Genomic DNA, 21,348 nt, shown 5'->3' with positions numbered 1-21,348 from the left:
GCCGTCCTCGCGCACGTCCGACGTGCCACCCTTGAGCCATGCCCGAAGGAGACACGGTCTGGCAGGCGGCGAGGCGGTTGCACGACGCCCTCGCGGGCCACGTGCTGACCCGCAGCGACCTCAGGGTGCCGCGCTTCGCCACCGCCGACCTCACAGGTCGCACGGTCCTGGACGTCACCCCGCGCGGCAAACACCTCCTCACCCGCATCGAGGGCGGCCTGACGCTCCACTCCCACCTGCGGATGGACGGCTCCTGGAAGGTGTACGCGAACGGCCAGCGGTGGAGCGGCGGCCCCGGACACCAGATCCGCGCGATCCTCGGCACGACCCACCGCACGGCCGTCGGCTACCGCCTCCCCGTGCTGGAACTCCTGCGCACCTCCGACGAGGACCGCGCGGTCGGCCACCTCGGCCCCGACCTCCTCGGCCCGGACTGGGATCCCGACCGGGCCCTCGCCAACGTCCTGAAGGACCCGGCCCGCGAGCTCGGCGAGGCACTGCTCGACCAGCGCAACCTCGCCGGCATCGGCAATGTGTACAAGAGCGAGCTCTGCTTCCTGCTCGGCGTCACCCCGTGGCTCCCCGCGGGTGAGCTGCCGGCCGACCGCGCCGCCAAGCTGCCGGCGCTCGCCAAGAAGCTGCTGGAGGTCAACCGCGAGCGTCCGGTCCGCGTCACGACGGGCCTGCGCGGCCAGGACCTCTTCGTGTACGGCCGGGCACGCCGCCCCTGCCTGCGCTGCCGTACCCCGATCCGGGTCGCCGACCAGGGCGACGGCTCCCGCGAGCGTCCCACGTACTGGTGCCCGGTCTGCCAGCCGGGCCCGGCCCCGGCGCCCACGCGGCGCACCGGCCGCGACACGACCAATTGACGACTCGTCAGAAACGCTCGTACGGTCCCCGTATGCCCGTCCCGGCGTACGACCTCACCGGCCGCACCGCCTTCGTCACCGGCGCCGCGAGTGGCATCGGCCGCGCCAGTGCCCTCCTGCTGGCCGAGGCGGGGGCCACCGTGCACTGCGCGGACCGCGACCCCGAGGGCCTGCACGCCACGGCAGCCCTCATCGAGGCCGGCGGCGGCACGGTCCGCACCCTCCTCCTGGACGTCACCGACCGCGCGGGGCTGCGCCAGGCCGTCACCTCCTGCGAACGCCTGGACGTCCTGGCCGCGGTCGCCGGCATCATGCACAGCAGCCCCGTGCTGGAGACCCGGGACGAGGACCTCGACCGGGTGCTCGCCGTGAACTTCAAGGGCGTGCTGTACGCGTGCCAGGAGGCGGCCCGCCTGATGATCGCGCGCGGCACCCCGGGCAGCATCGTCACCATGGCGTCGGGCGCCGTGGACACCGGCGCCCCGGGACTGCTCTGCTACGGCGCGGCCAAGGCGGCGGTGGTCCAGCTGACGAGGACCCTCGCGACCGAGGTCGGCCGGTACGGCATCCGCGTCAACGCGGTCGCACCGGGCTGGATCCGCACGCCGATGACCGACCGCCACGACAACGGGGCTCAAGCCCGTACGGAGGCGGCCATGGCTCGTATGTCACCCCTGGGCCGGGTCGGCGAGCCCGAGGACGTCGCCCACGCGGTCCTGCACCTGGCGTCCGACGCATCGGCCTTCACGACGGGGCAGATCCTTCGCCCGAACGGGGGTGTGGCGATGCCGTGGTGATTCCCGAGCGGCACACCCCACGCCCCTGCCGCCCACCCCACTACGGCCACCCGTCACCCCCGTCAGCCGTCAGCCGTCAGCCATCACCCCAAAGCTCACCCCCGCCGAAGCACCCCCCGCACCCCCACCCCCAAAGCCCTCCGCAACCGCCCCGCACCGACCACCACCCCGCCGGCCCGCCCCTTCGGCACGCAATGCACCGGCAGCACGCTCAGCCCCCACCCCCCGGCGGCCACCGTCGCCTCCAGCGCCCCCGCGCCGGGCGCCACCGCCAGCCGCACCACGGCCCACCACCACAGCACCCCGAGCCCCAGCACCGCCCCCCGCACCCCCCAGCCACGCAGTCCCCGACTCCGAGCCCCCCAGCCCCGAGCCCTCCGGCCCTGAGGTCCCCCCGGGCGCCCTATCCCCGCCATGGCCGCCACCTCCAGCCGGACGCTATTCGGGTGCCCGAGCCCGCGCACAGGGCGCACCACCGGCACACAGACGCATCGCGCACACGGCGCGCCCCGCCGCACCCCCACGCGCGGCGCATTCCGCCGCACCCAGACGCACGGCGCACCCCACCCCGCCCCCGCACACAGCGCGCCCCGCCACGCCCCCTGGCGCACCACACCCCGCACCCCCGAGCGGCGAGACGCGCCGGCTCGTCGCTCGCTGCGGCGTTCACGTGCGCCGGGACGGCGATCACCCGTTCTCGGCCTGGAACATCCAGTGATGCTTCTCCAGGTCCCCCGTGATCTGGATGAAGATGTCCTGACTCACCGGATCCGGCTCCCCGGTCGCCTCGACCCGCTCCCGCATCCGCGCGATCACCGCGCCCAGCGCCTCGACGAGCGTGCTCACCGCGGTCGTGTCGTCGACCCACCCCTCGGGCGTCACTCCGATCCCGCTGCCGACGGCCACCGTCGCGGCTCGCCCGTCCGGCGGGATGCCCAGGGCCGCGGCGCGCTCGGCGACGGTGTCGGAGTACGTCCGCGCGGTGTCGACGACCTCGTCGAGCTGGAGATGCACGGACCGGAAGCGCGGCCCCACCACGTTCCAGTGGATCTGCTTCGCCACGAGGGCGAGGTCCACCAGATCGACGAGAGCGCCCTGCAGCGCCTCGGACACGGTCTTCAGGCTCGCGTCCGACAACGGGCTCTTCACGACGTACATCCGCACCTCCGTGGACTGTTCCCCGGCCATCCCCTCAACGATGACGGCCGCACGCCACACGGGCAAACGCACACAAACCGGACCGAGTGGCCGCACTCGCACGCGGGCAAGCGAAAACCCCGACCGACTCTCCTCCGGATCTCCCGGAGAACCCCGGCCGGGGCCTCACCACATCCCGGCGCCCGATCGGCGCCGCCCGTTCATGCCACGTACGCGCGGGGCGTCACGCGGCGACGACGTCCACCGCCTCGGCGGGCGCCTTGATCGTCACCCGTTCCGGTGGCACACCGGTCACCGAGACGGAGCCCAGCATCGGTCGCACCGACGTGGGCACGGGCTCGCTGGGGGTGGCCGCAGCAGACTGGGCCAGCTCGGCGAGGGCGAGCTCGTCGCTCACTTCCCGCATGAGCTCGGACATCCGTACGTCCAGCGCGTCGCAGATGGCGGAGAGCAGCTCGGAGGAAGCCTCCTTCTGCCCCCGCTCCACCTCGGAGAGATAGCCGAGTGAGACTCGGGCGGACGAGGAGACTTCGCGCAGAGTACGGCCCTGGCGCTGGCGCTGCCGACGCAGCACGTCACCCAGCAGGCGACGGAGCAGAATCATCGGTGGCTCCCTCCTCGGACCGCGTAGCCGCATCCATTACGCCCCACCGTACCGCCTTGCGCCGCGGCCGTGCGGGGAGCGATGTCGTGTTCACTCAGGGCTGCAAACATCAAAACCCCCCGTTCCGTTCCGTATCCTGTGCCCGCTCATTCCCAGTCTGTTCGCCCGCAAGCTCCGTCAGGAGCAGTGCGAGTACGCTCCGTACACTCTCTCTACGAATTTCCGCGCGGTCGCCGTTCAACCGCAGACCCTCCACTTTTCCGCCGCCGGCAGAACCGGAATCCGGTGCGAGCGGGCCGTCCACGGCGACGAAGACCGTCCCGACGGCCTGTCCGTCCTGCGGGTCGGGACCCGCCACGCCGGTGGTCGCGATGCCCCAGTCCGCGCCGAGCGCCTTGCGGACGCCGGCCGCCATCTGGGCCGCGACCTGCGGATCCACCGCTCCGCGTGCCGCCAGCAGGGTGGCGTCGACGCCGAGCAGCTCCTGCTTCAGTTCGGTGGCGTAGGCGGTCACCGAGCCCCGGAAGACCTTGGACGCCCCGGGCACCGATGTGATGTCCGCCGCCACGAGGCCACCGGTCAGCGACTCCGCGACGGCGAGCGTCTCGCCCCTCACTGTGAGTAGTCGCACCACGTCGGTGGCCGTGGAACTCACGCTTCCTTCTCCTCCAACGCCGCCTTGCGCGCGGCGATTCCCCGCCTGCGCAGCACAATGGCCTGTTTCACATAGTCCAGCCCGGTCGCCACGGTCAGGACGACCGCCGCGGCCATCACCCACCACCGCAGGGTGGCCAGCCAGCCCGTCAGCGCCAGCACGTACATGCCCACGGCGATGCCCTGGGTGAGCGTCTTGAGCTTGCCCCCGCGGCTGGCGGGGATGACGCCGTACCGGATGACGAGGAAACGCAGCAGGGTGACCCCCAGTTCCCGGCCGAGGATCACGCCGGTCACCCACCAGGGCAGATCGCCGAGGGCGGACAGACAGATCAGCGCCGCTCCCATGATCGCCTTGTCGGCGATGGGGTCGGCGATCTTCCCGAAGTCCGTGACCAGGTTGTAGGTGCGCGCCAGGTGACCGTCGAAGAGGTCCGTGATCATGGCGATGGCGAAGGCGGCCCAGGCCAGGGAACGCCACGCCGGGTCGTAGCCGCCGTCCGCGAGCATCAGCGCGACGAACGCCGGCACGAGGATCAGCCGGAGCATGGTCAGCAGGTTGGCGACGTTCCAGACGCTGGCCTGGTTCACGGCCGCGGCCGCCAGCTTCGCCCCCCGCGCGGGCCTGTCGTCGCCCCGGGCGCCGGCACCGGTCCCCGCAGCGTCCTCGCGGACGAGAGCCTCACCCCCGGCGGCTCCGGATGCCCCGCTCTCGGCCGGCGGCACCGGGTTGTGCCCCACCACCGCCCCGGAAGACTTCTCGGCGGCCGTGGACGCCGCACCGGCGGCGGTCCTCCTCGCGCCGGAGGAGCCTCCCGCCGCGGATGCCGGGACACCCGTCATCTGCCCGCCTCCTCACTCGACGAAGGCGACGCGAACGAGCCGGGGAGCGGCTCGGCCACCAGGTCGACACCCTCCGTACCGACCACCTTCGCCTCGACCATACGGCCGACGGTCAGTCCCGCGCCGCTCGTGAGGAGCACCTGGCCGTCCGTCTCGGGCGCCTGGTGCGCCGCACGGCCGTACACGCCGTCCTCCTCGCCGACGGACTCGACGAGGACGTGGACGGTCTCGCCGACCCGCTCCTCGGCGCGCTGCGAGACGAGTTCCTCGGCGAGCCGCGAGACGCGGGCCAGACGCTCGGCGACGACGTCCTCGTCGAGCTTGTTGTCGTAGCCGGCCGCCTCGGTGCCCTCCTCGTCGGAGTAGCCGAAGACGCCGATGGCGTCCAGGCGCGCGCCGTTCAGGAAGCGCTCCAGCTCGGCGAGGTCGGCCTCGCTCTCCCCGGGGAAGCCGACGATGAAGTTGGAGCGCACACCGGCCTGAGGGGCCTTGGCGCGGATGGTGTCGAGCAGTTCCAGGAAGCGGTCGGTGTCGCCGAAGCGGCGCATCGCGCGGAGCACGCCGGGCGCGGAGTGCTGGAAGGACAGGTCGAAGTAGGGCGCGACCTTCGGGGTCGAGGTCAGCACGTCGATGAGGCCGGGACGCATCTCGGCCGGCTGGAGGTAGCTGACGCGCACGCGCTCGATGCCGTCGACCTCGGCGAGCTCCGGCAGCAGCGACTCCAGCAGGCGGATGTCGCCCAGGTCCTTGCCGTAGGAGGTGTTGTTCTCGGAGACCAGCATCACCTCCTTCACGCCCTGCTCGGCGAGCCACCGCGTCTCGTTCAGGACGTCGGAGGGCCGGCGTGAGATGAAGGAGCCGCGGAAGGACGGGATGGCGCAGAAGGTGCAGCGCCGGTCGCAGCCGGAGGCCAGCTTCACGGAGGCGACCGGGGAGCCGTCCAGCCGGCGGCGCAGCGGCGCGCGCGGGCCGGAGGCCGGGGCGAGGCCTTCCGGGAGGTCGGCCGGTGCGTGCCCGGGCAACGCGACCTCCGTGGCGGACTCCTGCCGCTGGGCCGGGCTGATCGGCAGCAGCTTGCGCCGGTCCCGCGGGGTGTGCGAGGCGTGGATGCCGCCGTTGAGGATGGTCTGGAGGCGGTCGGAGATGTCCGCGTAGTCGTCGAAGCCGAGCACGCCGTCGGCTTCGGGCAGGGCCTCGGCCAGCTCCTTGCCGTACCGCTCGGCCATGCAGCCCACCGCCACGACGGCCTGGGTTCTGCCGTGCCCCTTGAGGTCGTTGGCCTCCAGGAGGGCGTCGACGGAGTCCTTCTTGGCGGCCTCGACGAAGCCGCAGGTGTTCACGACGGCGACGTCGGCTTCCTCGGCGTCCTCCACGAGCTGCCAGCCGTCCGCCTCCAAACGGCCTGCGAGCTCCTCCGAGTCCACCTCGTTACGGGCGCAGCCAAGGGTGACGAGTGCGACGGTACGGCGTTCAGGCATGGGCTCAAGAGTACTTCGTCCCGCTGACACCCCACGTCGACGGGGTTGGCCGATCACGGCCAACCCCGTACCCGCTGCCCCCTTCGAGGCCTGTCACCCGGCCTCGGGGTCGCCCTTGGTGTACGTGAGGCGTTCGACGGCGCCGGGCTGGAAGTCGTCCTCGATCTTCTTGCCGTTGACGAAGAGGTCGATCGCCCCGGCGTCCCCGAGGACGAGGTGGATCTTGGAGCTGTCCTGGAAGGTCTTGGAGTCGCCCTGCTTGAGGACTCCGTCGAACAGCATCCGGTTGTTGTGGTCCCGCGCGGCGATCCAGCTGCGACCGTCGACGGCGGCCACCTGGACCGTCACCTTGTCCTGCGGCGCGGCGGCGATCGCGCTGTCGGAGGGTTCCGGCTCGGGATCGACGGGCTTCTTGGTCTTGGTGGTCGGAGAGGCGGAGTCGCTGGGCGTGGAGCCCTCGGCGACGTTCGCCTCGCTGCCGCCGTCGTCACCGCCCTGGAACATGGTGAAGCCGACGAAGCCGATCACGGCGACGATCGCGGCGACCATCGCCGCGGTCCAGTTGGGGCCCCGCCGCTCGGGACGGATGCGCTCCGCCTCGAAGAGGGGAGCCGCCGGGGTCGGTGCCGGGCGCCCGCCGTGTTCCTCGCCGTACTGGGCGAGCAGGGGCTCCGGGTCGAGATGGACGGCCTTGGCGAGGGTCCTGATGTGGCCACGGGCGTAGACGTCACCACCGCAGGGGGTGAAGTCGTCCGCCTCGATGGCGTGCACGATGTTCATACGGACCCGGGTGGCGCTGCTGACGTCGTCGACGGTCAGCCCGGCGGCGATACGAGCCTGCTGCAGGGCACGGCCGATGGAGGGGCGGGCTTCCTCGCGGTCTGCTTCGACGCGCTCGTCTTCGAACGGACGCTCGTCTTCAGGGGAGTTGCCGATGGACACGGGGGCGCCTTTCGAGCGTATAGCCGCCTGTGCTGGAGGTTCAGTCTAGGGGGGGTACAAAAGGGTGGGGCAACCGGGCGGTGTCACTTTGTACGCCATCGGAATGGCCCGACATTCCGATGGTGAGGTCACTGCTTTTCGCTTCGCTCAACTTGACGTACGCCGAAGGGAAACGGTTGCTCAATGATCCCTTACGGATGAGTCACGATCAGGACACCCGATTGCCGTACACGCCGCGCGAGTCGACGACCGTGCCCCGCTTCCCTACCCATCAGACTCCCCCCGGATCAGGGCGAGCACGCCATCCAGCTCGTCAGGCTTCACAAGAACGTCACGAGCCTTCGAACCTTCGCTCGGCCCGACGATGTTCCGGGACTCCATGAGGTCCATCAGCCGTCCGGCCTTGGCGAAGCCCACGCGCAGTTTGCGCTGGAGCATGGACGTCGAGCCGAACTGCGTGGAGACGACCAGTTCGGCCGCCTGGCACAGCAGGTCGAGGTCGTCGCCGATGTCCTCGTCGATCTCCTTCTTCTGCTTGGTGCCGACGACGACGTCGTCCCGGAAGACCGGCGTCATCTGGTCCTTGCAGTGCTGCACGACCGCCGCGACCTCGGCCTCCGTCACGAAGGCGCCCTGCATACGGGTGGGCTTGTTGGCCCCCATCGGCAGGAACAGCCCGTCGCCCTTGCCGATGAGCTTCTCGGCGCCGGGCTGGTCGAGGATGACCCGCGAGTCGGCCAGCGAGGAGGTGGCGAAGGCGAGCCGGGAGGGCACGTTCGCCTTGATCAGGCCGGTGACGACGTCCACCGAGGGCCGCTGCGTGGCGAGCACCAGGTGGATGCCGGCCGCGCGCGCGAGCTGGGTGATGCGCACGATCGCGTCCTCGACGTCCCGGGGCGCCACCATCATCAGGTCGGCCAGCTCGTCCACGATGACCAGCAGGTAGGGGTACGGCTGGAGCTCGCGCTCGCTGCCCTCGGGCGGCTTGACCTTGCCCTCGCGCACGGCCTTGTTGAAGTCGTCGATGTGCCGGTAGCCGTAGGCGGCCAGGTCGTCGTAGCGCAGGTCCATCTCGCGCACGACCCACTGGAGCGCCTCGGCGGCGCGCTTGGGGTTGGTGATGATCGGCGTGATCAGATGCGGGATGCCCTCGTAGGCGGTCAGCTCGACCCGCTTGGGGTCGACGAGGATCATCCGGACGTCCTCGGGGGTCGCCCGCATCATGATCGAGGTGATCAGGCAGTTGATGCAGGACGACTTGCCGGAGCCGGTGGCACCGGCGACCAGCATGTGCGGCATCTTCGCCAGCGAGTGCATGACGTAGCCGCCCTCGACGTCCTTGCCGAAGGCGACCAGCATCGGGTCGTCGTCCTCCGCGGACTCCGCGAGACGCAGCACGTCACCGAGGTTGACCATCTCGCGGTCGGTGTTCGGGATCTCGATGCCGACCGCGGACTTGCCGGGGATCGGGCTGATGATCCGCACGTCCGGGCTGGCGACGGCGTAGGCGATGTTCTTGGCCAGCGCGGTGATCCGCTCGACCTTCACGGCGGGGCCGAGTTCGACTTCGTAGCGGGTGACCGTCGGCCCGCGGGTGAAGCCGGTGACCCGGGCGTCGACCTTGAACTCGGTGAAGACGGTGGTCAGCGCGGCGACTATGGCGTCGTTGGCGGCGCTGCGGGCCTTGCCCGGACCGCCGCGCTCCAGCAGGTCCAGCGAGGGCAGCGCGTAGGTGATGTCACCGGACAGCTGGAGCTGCTCGGCACGCGGGGGCAGCTCGCGGGGTTCGGCCGGCGGGGCCTTGGTGAGGTCGCGGACGCCCGCCCTGGGCTTCTGCGGCGCGGGCTCGTCCTGCTGCGGCTGCTCCGGCCGGGGCGGGTCCTGCTGGGGCCGGGCGGCCGGGACCGGCGTCGGCGTGGTCGCCTCCTGGTCGCCCACCCGTACGCCCTGGGTGAGGTCGGCGACGACCGGGGAGGGCGGCATGCCGTGCAGCACGGCGCCGTCGAGCGCCGCGGCGGCCGCGGCGGCGACGTCCACGGCGTCCCGGGGCCGGTCCATGTCGGGCTGCGGCACGGCCGAGCGCCGGGGGCGGCCCCGGCGCCGCGTGAGGGCCTCCTCCTCGGCGCTGTCGGGGTCGTACGCCGCGGGCGCAGGCGCGCGCCTGCCGCGCGGGCGCGCGGGCAGCGCCTCGCGCCACTGCTCCTCGTAGCGCTCGTCGTCGTCCTCCGCGTAGCCGTAGGCGTCCTCGGCCGGGTCGCGCAGGATGCCGAGCCGGACGCCGAGCAGCCGCAGCCGCTGCGGGATGGCCGCGACCGGGGTGGCCGTGACGACCAGCAGCCCGAAGATCGTCAGCAGCACCAGCAGCGGCACGGCCAGCACGTCGCCCATGGTGTACGACAGCGGGGTGGCCATGGCCCAGCCGATCAGGCCGCCGGCGTCCCTTATGGCCTGCATGCCGTCGGCGCGCGCGGGTGAGCCGCAGGCGATGTGCACCTGACCGAGCACGCCGATGACGAGCGCGGACAGGCCGATGACGATGCGCCCGTTCGCCTCGGGTTTCTCCGGGTGGCGGATGAAGCGCACGGCGATGACGGCGAGCAGGATCGGCACCAGCAGGTCGAGCCGGCCGAAGGCACCGGTCACCAGGATCTCGACCAGGTCGCCGACGGGGCCCTTGAGGTCGGCCCAGGTGCCGGCGGCGACGATCAGCGCGATGGCGAGCAGCAGCAGGGCGACGCCGTCCTTGCGGTGGGCCGGGTCGAGGTTCTTGGCGCCCTGCCCTATGCCGCGGAAGACGGCACCGACGGCGTGCGCCACGCCGAGCCACACGGCACGCACGAGCCGGTAGACGCCTCCGGTGGGGCTGGGGGCCGGTCTGGGCGCGACCTTCTTGGCCGCGGCCTTCCTGGCGGGCGCCTTCTTAGCGGGAGCCTTTTTGGCAGCGGCCTTCTTCGCCGGGGCCTTCGCGGAAGCGGCCGCCTTCTTCGCCGGCGGCTTCCTGGCTGCGGAGGGACGTGAGGCCATGGGTGTGAGGTTACCGGGGGAGACGACGGGGGACACGTGTGCCTGCCGCTTCACCCGTTCGTGTCGCTCCGGGAGAGGCGCGAAACTGACGCGCGGTCATGGACGGGCAACGCCGCGTCCGCGTGGGTCAGTTCTGCGAGGACACCGAGGAGGTGCTGCCGGTGCCGGGCTCCAGGGCGTCCAGCGCCCGCCGCAACCCCGTGAGCTTGCGCTCCAGATGAGCCGCCGTGGCCACCGCGGCGGCGTCCGTCGACTCGTCGTTGAGCTGCTTGGTCAGCGCTTCAGCCTGCTCCTCGACGGCGGCCAGTCGCGCGGACAGCTCCGCAAGCAGCCCGGCCGACTCCTTGGCCTCGCCGTCCGCGTCCTTGCCGCCGCCCTCCAACTGGAGCCGCAGCAGCGACGCCTGCTCCCGCAGCTGGCAGTTCTTCATGTACAGCTCGACGAAGACGGAGACCTTCGCACGCAGCACCCACGGGTCGAACGGCTTGGAGATGTAGTCGACCGCGCCCGCCGCGTAGCCCCGGAAGGTGTGGTGCGGGCCGTGGTTGATCGCCGTGAGGAAGATGATCGGGATGTCCCGGGTCCGCTCGCGCCGCTTGATGTGCGCGGCCGTCTCGAAGCCGTCCATGCCCGGCATCTGGACGTCCAGCAGGATCACCGCGAAGTCGTCCGTGAGCAGCGCTTTGAGCGCTTCCTCCCCGGACGATGCCCGCACCAGCGTCTGATCGAGCGCAGAGAGGATCGCCTCCAGCGCAAGCAGATTCTCCGGCCGGTCATCGACCAGGAGGATCTTGGCCTTCTGCACCATGGCCCGCCCTCCTCGCCCCGGCTTGGGGCCTCCCCTGTCCACAGGACCTGAGGATGCACCGGTGGGTGCCGCCTCAGCGGACGACTTCCTTGCGCCGTCCGTCCTTGTGCCGGTCATCGTAGCCGCACCCCGCCCGTCGCCACACCCTGTCACCGTGATGTCACTGTGCACGTAGCAGAAACGCAGCAGGAGACCAGAAGGTTCCCCGGAACTCGTACTTCTACACGACTATGCGCACACCCGGTCGGCGACTCCGTGTGAACACCGAACCTTCCCCGCACAGTCGCGCAACGGTCCACGGATCCCCTCATTCCCCCCGCATCCACTGATCCATCACCGTCAGCAGGTGATCGGGGTCGACCGGCTTCGTGACGTAGTCGGAGGCGCCCGACTCGATCGCCTTCTCGCGGTCGCCCTTCATCGCCTTGGCCGTCAGCGCGATGATCGGCAATCCGGCGAACTGCGGCATCCTGCGGATCGCCGTCGTCGTCGCGTACCCGTCCATCTCGGGCATCATGATGTCCATCAGGACGACCGCCACGTCGTCGTGCTGCTCCAGGACCTCGATGCCCTCACGGCCGTTCTCGGCGTACAGCACCGACAGGCCGTGCTGCTCCAGGACGCTCGTCAGCGCGAAGACGTTGCGGATGTCGTCGTCGACGATCAGGACCTTCTCGCCCCCGAACCGGATGCCCCGCTGCGGCCGCGGCGCCGCCTCCGGCTCGGCGGGCGTCCACTGCTCGGGCTGCGCCGGGCGGGCCTCCAGCTCCGGCATCCGGCGCCGCCGCCGGAACAGGGCCGCCGGCCCGTTCTGCGTCTCGCGGTACGACGTCACCTCGGCCGGCGTCTCGACCTCCGCGTCGGACAGCTCGGCCGGCTCTGCCTTGGACGCCACCAGGTCACCGGCCTCCAGGGCGGGCAGCTGCTGCTGGTAGCCCTGCGGCGGCAGCTCGCTCGGGTGCAGCGGCAGATACAGCGTGAACGTCGAACCGCGGCCCGGCTCGCTCTGGGCGTGGATCTCGCCGCCCAGCAGCTGCGCGATCTCCCGCGAGATGGACAGCCCCAGGCCCGTGCCGCCGTACTTGCGGCTGGTCGTGCCGTCGGCCTGCTTGAACGCCTCGAAGATCACCCGCATCTTGCTGGACGCGATACCGATCCCGGTGTCGGTCACGGAGAACGCGATCAGCCCGGCGTCCGGGTCGGTCAGCGACCCCGTCTCCAGCAGCTGCTCCCGGATCTTCTGCGGCACGTCGTCCCGCGCCGGCCTGATGACCAGCTCCACCGAACCCGAATCGGTGAACTTCACCGCGTTGGACAGCAGATTGCGCAGCACCTGCAGCAGCCGCTGCTCGTCGGTGTGCAGCGTGGCGGGCAGCTCCGGGGAGACCCGCACGGACAGGTCCAGGCCCTTCTCCGCGGTCAGCGGCCGGAAGGTGGCCTCCACGTAGTCCACGAGCTGGACCAGCGCGATCCGCGTCGGGGAGACGTCCATCTTGCCCGCCTCGACCTTCGACAGGTCGAGGATGTCGTTGATGAGCTGGAGCAGGTCCGAACCGGCCCCGTGGATCGTCTCGGCGAACTCCACCTGCTTCGGGGAGAGGTTCCCCTCGGCGTTGTCGGCCAGCAGCTTGGCCAGGATCAGCAGCGAGTTGAGCGGCGTGCGCAGCTCGTGCGACATGTTCGCGAGGAACTCGCTCTTGTAGCGCATCGACACCGCGAGCTGCTCGGCACGCTCCTCCAGGACCTGCCGCGCCTCCTCGATCTCGGTGTTCTTCACCTCGATGTCGCGGTTCTGCTGGGCCAGCAGCTCGGCCTTCTCCTCCAGTTCGGCGTTGGACGCCTGCAGCGCCTTCTGCCGCTGCTCCAACTCGGCCGAACGCTCGCGCAGTTGCTCGGTCAACTCCTGCGACTGCGCCAGCAGCAGCTCCGTCTTGGTGTTGACGGAGATCGTGTTGACGCTGGTGGCGATCATCTCCGCGATCTGGTTCAGGAAGTCCTTCTGGATCTGCGTGAACGGCGTGAACGACGCCAGCTCGATCACGCCGAGGACCTTGCCCTCGAACAGCACCGGCAGCACGATCACCTGCGCGGGCGGCGCCTCGCCGAGTCCCGAGGAGATCTTCAGGTAGCCGCTGGGCGCGTTCTCCACCAGGATCGTGCGCTTCTCCGTGGCGGCCGTCCCGATCAGCGCCTCACCGGGCCGGAACGACGTCGGCATGGAGCCCATCGAGTAGCCGTAACTGCCGAGCATGCGCAGCTCGTACTGGTCCTCGTCCGCGGCGTTCATGTCCTCGCCGTCGACCAGCGGCATGGCCAGGAAGAACGCGCCGTGCTGGGCCGACACCACCGGCGTCAGCTCGCTCATGATCAGCGAGGCCACGTCCTCCAGGTCCCGCCGTCCCTGCATCAGCGCCGAGATGCGGGCCAGGTTGCCCTTGAGCCAGTCCTGCTCCTTGTTGGCGATCGTGGTGTCGCGCAGGTTGGCGATCATCTTGTTGATGTAATCCTGGAGCTCCTGGATCTCCCCGGAGGCGTCCACGTCGATCTTCAGGTTCAGATCGCCGCGGGTCACCGCCGTCGCCACACGCGCGATGGCCCGCACCTGCCGGGTGAGGTTCCCGGCCATCTCGTTCACGGACTCCGTCAGGTCCCGCCAGGTGCCGTCCACGTCCCGCACGCGCGCCTGGCCGCCCAGCTGCCCCTCGGTGCCCACCTCGCGGGCCACCCGGGTGACCTCCTCGGCGAACGACGACAGCTGGTCGACCATCGTGTTGATGGTCGTCTTCAGCTCGAGGATCTCGCCCCGCGCGTCGATGTCGATCTTCTTGCTCAGGTCACCCTTGGCGATCGCCGTGGTGACCAGGGCGATGTTGCGGACCTGGCCGGTCAGGTTGGACGCCATCTGGTTCACGGACTCGGTCAGGTCCTTCCACGTGCCGGCCACACCCGGCACGTGTGCCTGCCCGCCGAGGATGCCGTCCGTGCCCACCTCACGGGCCACCTTGGTGACCTGCTCGGCGAACGAACTCAGCGTCTTCACCATCGTGTTGATGGTGTCCGCGAGCTGGGCGACCTCGCCGCGGGCCTCGATGGTGACCTGCCGCGTCAGGTCACCGTTGGCGACCGCCGCCGAGACCTGGGAGATGTTGCGCACCTGAGTGGTGAGGTTCTTGGCCATCAGGTTGACGTTGTCGCTCAGGTCCTTCCAGATGCCCGTGACGCCGGGCACGTGCGCCTGGCCGCCCAGGATGCCCTCGGTGCCCACCTCGCGGGCGACCCGGGTCACCTGCTCGGCGAACGACGACAGCTGGTCGACCATCGTGTTGACCGTCGTCACCAGCTCCAGGATCTCGCCCTTGGCGTCAACGGTGATCTTCTTCGACAGATCGCCCCGGGCGACCGCAGTCGTGACCTCGGCGATGTTGCGCACCTGGATGGTCAGGTTGTTGGCCATGCCGTTCACCGACTGGGTGAGGTCCTTCCAGGTGCCGGAGACGCCCTGCACCTCGGCCTGGCCGCCCAGGATGCCCTCCGTACCCACCTCACGGGCCACACGCGTGACCTCCTGGGCGAACGACGACAGCTGGTCCACCATCGTGTTCAAGGTGTTCTTCAGCTCCAGGATCTCCCCGCGCGCGTCCACGGTGATCTTCTGCGACAGGTCACCCCGGGCCACCGCGGTCGCCACCTGGGCGATGTTGCGCACCTGCGCGGTGAGGTTGCCGGCCATGCCGTTCACCGAGTCGGTCAGGTCGCGCCACACACCGGCCACGCCGGGCACCTGCGCCTGACCTCCCAGCCGCCCGTCCGTACCCACCTCGCGGGCCACCCGCGTCACCTGCTCGGCGAAGGCCGAGAGCTGGTCGACCATCGTGTTGATGGTGTTCTTCAGCTCCAGGATCTCCCCGCGCGCGTCCACGTCGATCTTCTGCGACAGGTCGCCCCGCGCCACGGCCGTCGTCACCTGGGCGATGTTGCGCACCTGGGAGGTGAGGTTGCCGGCCATCGAGTTGACGGAGTCGGTGAGCTCCTTCCAGGTGCCCGACACGCCGTCGACCCGGGCCTGACCGCCGAGCCGGCCCTCCGTGCCCACGTCCCGGGCCATCCGCGTCACCTGGTCGGCGAAGCTCGACAGCTGGTCCACCATCGTGTTCACGGTGTTCTTCAGCTTGAGCATCTCGCCGGAGACGTCGACCGTGACCTTCTGCGACAGATCGCCGTTGGCCACCGCCGTCGTGACCTGCGCGATGTTGCGCACCTGACCGGTGAGGTTGCGGAACGCCGTGTTGACGGAGTCGGTCAGGTCCTTCCACGTCCCCGCCGCGCCCGGCACCTGCGCCTGACCGCCCAGCTCGCCCTCGACACCGATCTCCCGCGCCACACGCGTCACTTCGGCACCGAAGGAGGAGAGCTGGTCCACCATCGTGTTGACGGTGTTCTTCAGCTCCAGCATCTCGCCGGCCACGTCGACGGTGACCTTCTGCGACAGATCGCCGTTGGCCACGGCCGTCGTCACGGCGGCGATGTCCCGCACCTGAGTGGTCAGGTTCCGGAAGACCGTGTTCACCGAGTCGGTGAGGTCCTTCCACGTCCCCGCCGCGCCCGGCACGTTCGCCTGACCGCCCAGCCGCCCCTCGGCACCGACCTCGTTGGCCACCCGCGTGACCTCGTCCGCGAAGATCCGCAGCGTCTCGGTCATCTGGTTGATCGTGTCGGCGAGCTGCGCGACCTCGCCGCGGGCCGGCACGGTCACCTTGCGGGACAGGTCACCGTTGGCGACCGCCGTCGTCACCTCCGCGATCCCGCGCACCTGGGCCGTGAGGTTCCCGGCCATGGTGTTCACCGAATCGGTGAGTTCCTTCCACACACCGTCGACCCCGGGCACCTGCGCCTGACCGCCCAGCGCGCCCTCCGTGCCCACCTCACGGGCCACCCGGGTCACCTCGGAGGAGAACGCCGACAGCTGGTCCACCATCGTGTTGACGGTGTTCTTCAGCTCCAGCATCTCGCCGGCCACCTGGACCGTGACCTTCCGCGACAGATCACCCTTGGCGACCGCCGTCGTCACCAGCGCGATGTCCCTCACCTGAGCGGTCAGCCGGTTCGCCATCGTGTTGACGGAGTCGGTGAGGTCCCGCCACGAACCCGACATGCCGCGCACGCGTGCCTGGCCGCCCAGCTTGCCCTCGGTGCCCACCTCACTGGCCACGCGCGTGACCTCGTCCGTGAACGTCGACAGCTGGTCGACCAGGTTGTTGACGGTCCGCCCGACCTTCAGGAACTCGCCCCGCAACGGCTGGCTGTTGCCGTCCGCCGTCTGCGTGCGCAGGTCCATGCGCGGCGACAGATCACCCTCCGCCACCGCCGACAGCACCCGGCCGACCTCGGAGACCGGCCGCACCAGGTCGTCGACCAGGGCGTTCGAGTGGTCGATCGCGGCCGCCCAGGAACCCTCACAGGCACCCGTCTCCAGCCGCTCGGTCAGCTTGCCCTCACGGCCCACCATCCGTCGCACCCGCGACAGCTCACCCGTCAGGTGCAGGTTGCGGTCGGCCACCTCGTTGAAGACCGCCGCGATCTCGGCCATCACGCCGTCGCCGGACACCGTGAGCCGCTTGCGGAAGTTCCCGTCCCGCATGGACACCAGCGCCGCCATCAGCCGGTTCAGGGCCGCCGTGTCCACCTCGGTCGTGCCGCCCCGCACCTTGCCCTGGTTGCTCGGGGACTGTCCGCCCTTCGCGCGCGTCTTCGTGCCACGCGTCGCTGCGCCAGACTCCACTGTGTCCCTCCCGCAGGGGTCGACCGTCACTCTGTGCTCGCGGTACCGCTCGGCGTACCAGTTACTACTGCGTATTCTCTGCCCTGCGCACCGGGCCCGTCCCAGGGGGCTGCTGCCCGCCGTACGCCTTGTGCACTCAGCCTGCCCTGACCTTCACAAGAAGCTTGCCCAGTGTTTCACCCCGGCCGAACCAGGCCATAACAGTTCGGCAGCTTCGCACATCGTCCGCACACCCTCCGGACGGAAACACTGCAGACCGGCATCCGCATGGACCGCGAAGGTAAGTAACCTTGCATCCGGCTGTCCAGCCGCGCCGGTCCGTCCGGCCTGGGCGGTGGCACGAAGACGAGCGGGCATCGGAGGGGCGGCCGCACACATGACCACCGGACTGATCCCGGGGGGACAGCCCCCGGACCCCCGGCCGACGGGCGGCCTGCCGCATCAGCGGCTCGAGCCGGTCGGCCCCGCAGCCCAGCAGCACGTCGAGAACCGGTCGAGGAGTTCTGTGATCACCGCGCGCGCGGCCGCCAGTTTCGAGCCCGTCGGGCGCTCGGTCGCGAGCGCCCGCTCCTTCGTCCGCGACACCCTCCAGGGGTGGGGCTTCGCCGACATCGTCGACGACGCGGTGGTTCTCACCAGCGAACTGGTGACCAACGCCGTGGTCCACGCCGGCACCTCCGCCGACGTGCTGTGCCTGCGCAGCGACGAGGGCGTGCGCATCGAGGTGGCCGACCACTACCCCGAGCGCGAGATCCCGCTCCAGGGCGCGGCCGTCACCATGGGCAACCCCGACCGCGAGGGCGGCCGCGGCCTCCAGCTCTGCGCGGCCCTCGCCGGCCGCTGGGGCGTCGAGTACACCCCCACCCACAAGACCGTCTGGTTCCAGCTCGACCTGCCCGCCCGCACGGTCGGCACCCGCGCCGCCGGCCCCGCCCTCCCGGCCGACCTCCTCCCCCTCGCCGACAGCCGGGTCCGCGTGGCCGTCGTCCAGGTCGACCGCACCGGCCACATCAGCGCCTGGAACGAGGACGCCGAGGAACTCTTCGGCTACCCGGCCGAGCAGGTCACCGGCAAGCCCCTGACCGACCTCGCCGCCTGGCCGCACACCCCCGGCACCAGCACGGGCATCGCGGAGGCACTCCGGCTCTCCCGCTGGGAGGGCAGCTACGGCATCCGGGACGCCGACGGCCGCGTCACCCCCGTCTACGCCTCCCACCTGCGCGTCCGCGACACCGGCGGCGAACCGTCAACCGTGTGCCTCCTGGTCAGGGACCACGAACGGGCCGTTCTGCAGACCCCCCTGCGCGTCCCCGCCTCCGACACCTCCACCGGCTCCGAGGGTCAGAGCACCGACCCCTTCGAGGTGTTCATCGGCTCCCCCGCCCCCGACGACCTCGACGGCCTCCTCCAGCGCACCGTCGAGCGCGCCCGCGACATGCTGGACGGCGACTCGGCCTTCCTGCTGCTCGCCACGGACGACGAGACGGAACTGGAGGTCCGCGCCTCCACCGGCCTCCCCTCCGCCCGCCAGCGCTTCGCCCGCGTCCCCGTCGAGGCGGGCACCGGCCGCTACGGCTCCGCCCGCATGCCCGCCGTCCACGACGATCTCACGGCGGTCTCCGGCGCGGTCCCCCTGCTCAACGGCACAGGGATGCGCTCGGTCGTCACGGTCCCCCTGAAGGTCGAAGGCCGCCTCACCGGCTCCCTCGGAGTCGCCGCCGAGGCGCCGGGCAGATACTCCAACGAGGAGGCCCTGCGCCTGCAGTTCGCCGCCGACCGCATCGCCCTGGCCGTCGAATCGGCCCGCCTGGGCGAACTGGAACGCCTGCGCCGCGGCTCCCTCAGCTTCCTGGTCGAGGCCTCCGACCTGCTGGCCGGCACCCTGGACCGCGACCAGACCCTGGCCCTGATGGCCCAGATGACCGTCCCGACCCTCGCCACCTGGTGCGCCGTCTACACGATCGCCGACCAGGCCTCCGAGCCGTACCTCTCCTACGTCCTGCACGAGGACGAGGAACTCATCGACGGCATCAAGTCCCTGCTGTCGAAGGTCCCCCCGCCCGACCCGGTCCCCACCCCCGGCGCCCGCGTCTGGACGGCCCCGGCCGAAATCGCCCACCAGGCCGCCCTGCGCACCTCCATGCGCAGCCTCGGGCTGAGCGGCGGCCCCAGCCACCAGATCAAGCCCGGCATCGGCCCCACCCTGGCCACCGCCTCCGCCGTCGGCGGCGAGACGGTCGTCCTCCCCCTGGTCGCGCGCAACCGCGTCATCGGCATGCTCACCCTCGGCAAGCCCACTGACGAACACTTCCGCCAGGAGATCCTGGAACTCGCCGAGGACCTCTCCCGCCGAGCCGCCCTGGCCCTGGACAACGCCCGCCTCTACTCCGAGCGCACGGCCATCAGCCAGTCCCTCCAGCGCAGCCTCCTCCCCCCGGAGCTCCCCACGATCGAGGGAGTCGAGGTCGAGGTCATCTACCGCGCCGCCGGCGAGGGCAACGAGGTGGGCGGCGACTTCTACGACGTCTTCCCCATCCGCGACGGCGCCTACGGCTTCGCCATCGGCGACGTCTGCGGCACGGGCCCCAACGCGGCCGCGGTGACCGGCCTGGCCCGGCACGCCCTGCGCCTCCTCGCCCGCGAGGGCCTCAGCGGCCCCACGGTCCTGGAACGCCTCAACTCCGCCATCCTCGACGAAGGCGCCCGCAGCCGCTTCCTCACCCTCCTCTACGGCGAGATGCGGCCCCAGGAGGACGGCAGCGCCGAGCTGAAGGTCGTCTGCGCCGGCCACCCGCTGCCGCTGCGCCTGCGCCAGGACGGCACGGTCGAGCCGGCCGCCGAACCCCAGCCCCTCCTCGGCGTCATCGACGACTTGGAGCTCTACGAGCAGACGGTCACGCTCGACCCGGGCGATGTCCTGCTGTGCGTCACGGACGGCGTCACCGAACGCCGCGAGGGCACCCGCATGCTCGGCGACGACGGCCTCGCCGACGTCCTGACGACCTGCACGGGGCTCACGGCCGGCGCGGTCGCGGCCCGCATCATGCGCGCGGTGGAACGCTTCGCTTCGGACGCCCCGTCGGACGACATGGCGATCCTGGCGATGCGCGTCCCGGGCCCCCACAAGGACTAGGACAACGCAAAAGGCCCCACCCGTCAGGGTGGGGCCTTTTCGACTGGAGCCCCCAAACGGAATCGAACCGTTGACCTTCTCCTTACCATGGAGACGCTCTGCCGACTGAGCTATAGGGGCCTGTTGCTTTGCGGGTTCCCCCGCGGCAACGGAATAGATCATACCCCGAACGGACCCGTGCTCCCAACCACGTCAGAACGCCGGCTGGAGCAGTCCTCCGAGGGCATTGCACGCCGACACGATCCGCTGCATGTCCCGCTTGGTGAGCGCGGCGTGCACCGGCAGAGCGAGCGTCTCGTCGGCAGCTCGCTCCGTCTCCGGCAGGGACACACAACGCCGGAACTCGGGCAGCCTGTGCACCGGCGTCTTCACCGGCACCCGGGCCTCGACTCCCCTGGCGCGCACGGCCCGCGCGAAGGCGTCCCGGTCGGGCCGCCCATTGCCCGGCACCCGCACGACGTACTGCTGGTACGTGTGCCCGTCCCCGTCGTCCGGCGTCCGTACACCCCGCAGTTTCGCGTCGAGATACGCCGCGCGCTCCCGACGCCGGGCTATCTCGTCGTAGGGCGCCTCGGACTCGCCCTGCTCCAGTACGAGCAGTCCGTGCCGCTGCCCCACACCGTGGAGCCGGGCGATGTCGGCGAGCCGGCCGAAGCGGTGCACGACGACGACGGCCGCGGTCCGCGGCGTCACCACCGCTTCCACCGCGGAGGCATCCAGGCAGTAGGTGACGGGATCTATGTCGGCGAACACCGGCAGCGCCCCGGCCATGGCCACGGCCTCCGCGACCTCGACGTTCCCGAAGGCCGGCACGACGACCTCGTCACCGAGTCCGACACCGGCGGCCCTGAGCATTGCAGCAGTACCCATGTTGTGCATGCTGGTTGCGCAACGTGAACTTCAAGTGACGCACAACAAAAAAGGGTCGGACCCGGAAACAAAGTTCCGGGTCCGACCCTTTCAATATTTGTTCGGCGGCGTCCTACTCTCCCACAGGGTCCCCCCTGCAGTACCATCGGCGCTGTAAGGCTTAGCTTCCGGGTTCGGAATGTAACCGGGCGTTTCCCCTACGCTATAACCACCGAAACACTATGAAACTGTGAACGCCACACCGTCACAAAAGACGGGGCTGTTCGTGGTTTCAGAACCAACACAGTGGACGCGAGCAACTGAGGACAAGCCCTCGGCCTATTAGTACCGGTCAACTCCACCAGTTACCTGGCTTCCATATCCGGCCTATCAACCCAGTCGTCTACTGG

Annotated in this window: 14 protein-coding genes, 1 tRNA gene and 1 rRNA gene; 3 read left to right on the top strand and 13 right to left on the bottom strand. The window is 70.6% G+C overall.

Annotation, left to right across the window (positions count from 1 at the left end; genetic code table 11):
• Positions 1–38: 38 nt before the first annotated feature.
• Both ACIGAQ_RS00080 and ACIGAQ_RS00075 read left to right on the top strand, forming a co-directional pair.
• Positions 39–869, top strand: coding sequence for an Fpg/Nei family DNA glycosylase (locus tag ACIGAQ_RS00080; RefSeq protein ID WP_399777969.1), 831 nt, complete (start codon positions 39–41; stop codon positions 867–869).
• Positions 870–901: 32 nt separating this feature from the next.
• A complete protein-coding gene (locus tag ACIGAQ_RS00075) occupies positions 902–1,666 on the top strand; it encodes an SDR family NAD(P)-dependent oxidoreductase (protein ID WP_399777967.1) in 765 nt (254 codons plus the stop codon).
• 95 nt (positions 1,667–1,761) lie between these two features.
• Here ACIGAQ_RS00075 and ACIGAQ_RS00070 read toward each other — a convergent pair whose 3' ends face one another.
• The 10 genes from ACIGAQ_RS00070 to ACIGAQ_RS00025 form a co-directional block, all read right to left on the bottom strand.
• Positions 1,762–2,010, bottom strand: coding sequence for a hypothetical protein (locus tag ACIGAQ_RS00070; RefSeq protein ID WP_399780606.1), 249 nt, complete (start codon positions 2,008–2,010; stop codon positions 1,762–1,764).
• A gap of 343 nt (positions 2,011–2,353) precedes the next feature.
• Positions 2,354–2,824, bottom strand: a complete 471-nt coding sequence (locus ACIGAQ_RS00065) for a DNA starvation/stationary phase protection protein (protein ID WP_311689176.1) — start codon at positions 2,822–2,824, stop codon at positions 2,354–2,356.
• 223 nt (positions 2,825–3,047) lie between these two features.
• Entirely contained in the window at positions 3,048–3,428 is a 381-nt protein-coding gene (locus ACIGAQ_RS00060; RefSeq protein ID WP_015657463.1) for a helix-turn-helix domain-containing protein, read from the bottom strand.
• 109 nt (positions 3,429–3,537) lie between these two features.
• Complete coding sequence (locus ACIGAQ_RS00055) at positions 3,538–4,083, bottom strand: CinA family protein (protein ID WP_399777965.1); 546 nt, start codon at positions 4,081–4,083, stop codon at positions 3,538–3,540.
• Positions 4,080–4,925, bottom strand: coding sequence for a CDP-diacylglycerol--glycerol-3-phosphate 3-phosphatidyltransferase (gene pgsA / locus ACIGAQ_RS00050; RefSeq protein ID WP_399777963.1), 846 nt, complete (start codon positions 4,923–4,925; stop codon positions 4,080–4,082). Before pgsA ends, ACIGAQ_RS00055 begins: the two co-directional genes overlap by 4 nt.
• The gene (gene rimO / locus ACIGAQ_RS00045; RefSeq protein ID WP_362285749.1) at positions 4,922–6,403 is read right to left on the bottom strand and encodes a 30S ribosomal protein S12 methylthiotransferase RimO; all 1,482 of its coding nucleotides are present in this window, start codon (positions 6,401–6,403) and stop codon (positions 4,922–4,924) included. Before rimO ends, pgsA begins: the two co-directional genes overlap by 4 nt.
• Positions 6,404–6,496: 93 nt before the next feature.
• Positions 6,497–7,345 carry a RodZ domain-containing protein gene (locus ACIGAQ_RS00040; RefSeq protein ID WP_311689166.1) on the bottom strand — a complete coding sequence of 283 codons (849 nt, stop codon included), beginning with the start codon at positions 7,343–7,345 and terminating at the stop codon, positions 6,497–6,499.
• Between the two features lie 264 nt (positions 7,346–7,609).
• Positions 7,610–10,369 carry a DNA translocase FtsK gene (locus ACIGAQ_RS00035; RefSeq protein ID WP_362285746.1) on the bottom strand — a complete coding sequence of 920 codons (2,760 nt, stop codon included), beginning with the start codon at positions 10,367–10,369 and terminating at the stop codon, positions 7,610–7,612.
• Positions 10,370–10,496: 127 nt separating this feature from the next.
• Positions 10,497–11,177, bottom strand: a complete 681-nt coding sequence (locus ACIGAQ_RS00030; RefSeq protein WP_311689162.1) for a response regulator — start codon at positions 11,175–11,177, stop codon at positions 10,497–10,499.
• 307 nt (positions 11,178–11,484) lie between these two features.
• Positions 11,485–16,956, bottom strand: coding sequence for a HAMP domain-containing protein (locus ACIGAQ_RS00025; RefSeq protein WP_311689160.1), 5,472 nt, complete (start codon positions 16,954–16,956; stop codon positions 11,485–11,487).
• 376 nt (positions 16,957–17,332) lie between these two features.
• On the opposite strand from ACIGAQ_RS00025, the gene ACIGAQ_RS00020 reads away from it, so the two are divergent.
• Positions 17,333–20,089 carry a SpoIIE family protein phosphatase gene (locus ACIGAQ_RS00020; RefSeq protein WP_311689158.1) on the top strand — a complete coding sequence of 919 codons (2,757 nt, stop codon included), beginning with the start codon at positions 17,333–17,335 and terminating at the stop codon, positions 20,087–20,089.
• Positions 20,090–20,133: 44 nt separating this feature from the next.
• Here the strand turns inward: ACIGAQ_RS00020 and ACIGAQ_RS00015 are convergent.
• The 3 genes from ACIGAQ_RS00015 to rrf form a co-directional block, all read right to left on the bottom strand.
• Positions 20,134–20,209: transfer RNA gene (locus tag ACIGAQ_RS00015), tRNA-Thr, on the bottom strand.
• A 72-nt stretch (positions 20,210–20,281) separates the two neighbouring features.
• Positions 20,282–20,944: a DegT/DnrJ/EryC1/StrS family aminotransferase gene (locus ACIGAQ_RS00010; protein ID WP_311689174.1), complete on the bottom strand. Its 663-nt coding sequence runs from the start codon at positions 20,942–20,944 to the stop codon at positions 20,282–20,284.
• A gap of 114 nt (positions 20,945–21,058) precedes the next feature.
• Positions 21,059–21,175, bottom strand: a 5S ribosomal RNA gene (gene rrf, locus ACIGAQ_RS00005).
• Positions 21,176–21,348 lie beyond the last annotated feature (173 nt).

This window comes from Streptomyces sp. NPDC085932 (assembly GCF_044540525.1).
GTDB classification, from domain to species: domain Bacteria; phylum Actinomycetota; class Actinomycetes; order Streptomycetales; family Streptomycetaceae; genus Streptomyces; species Streptomyces levis.
This window is presented reverse-complemented; position numbering and strand designations above follow the sequence as displayed.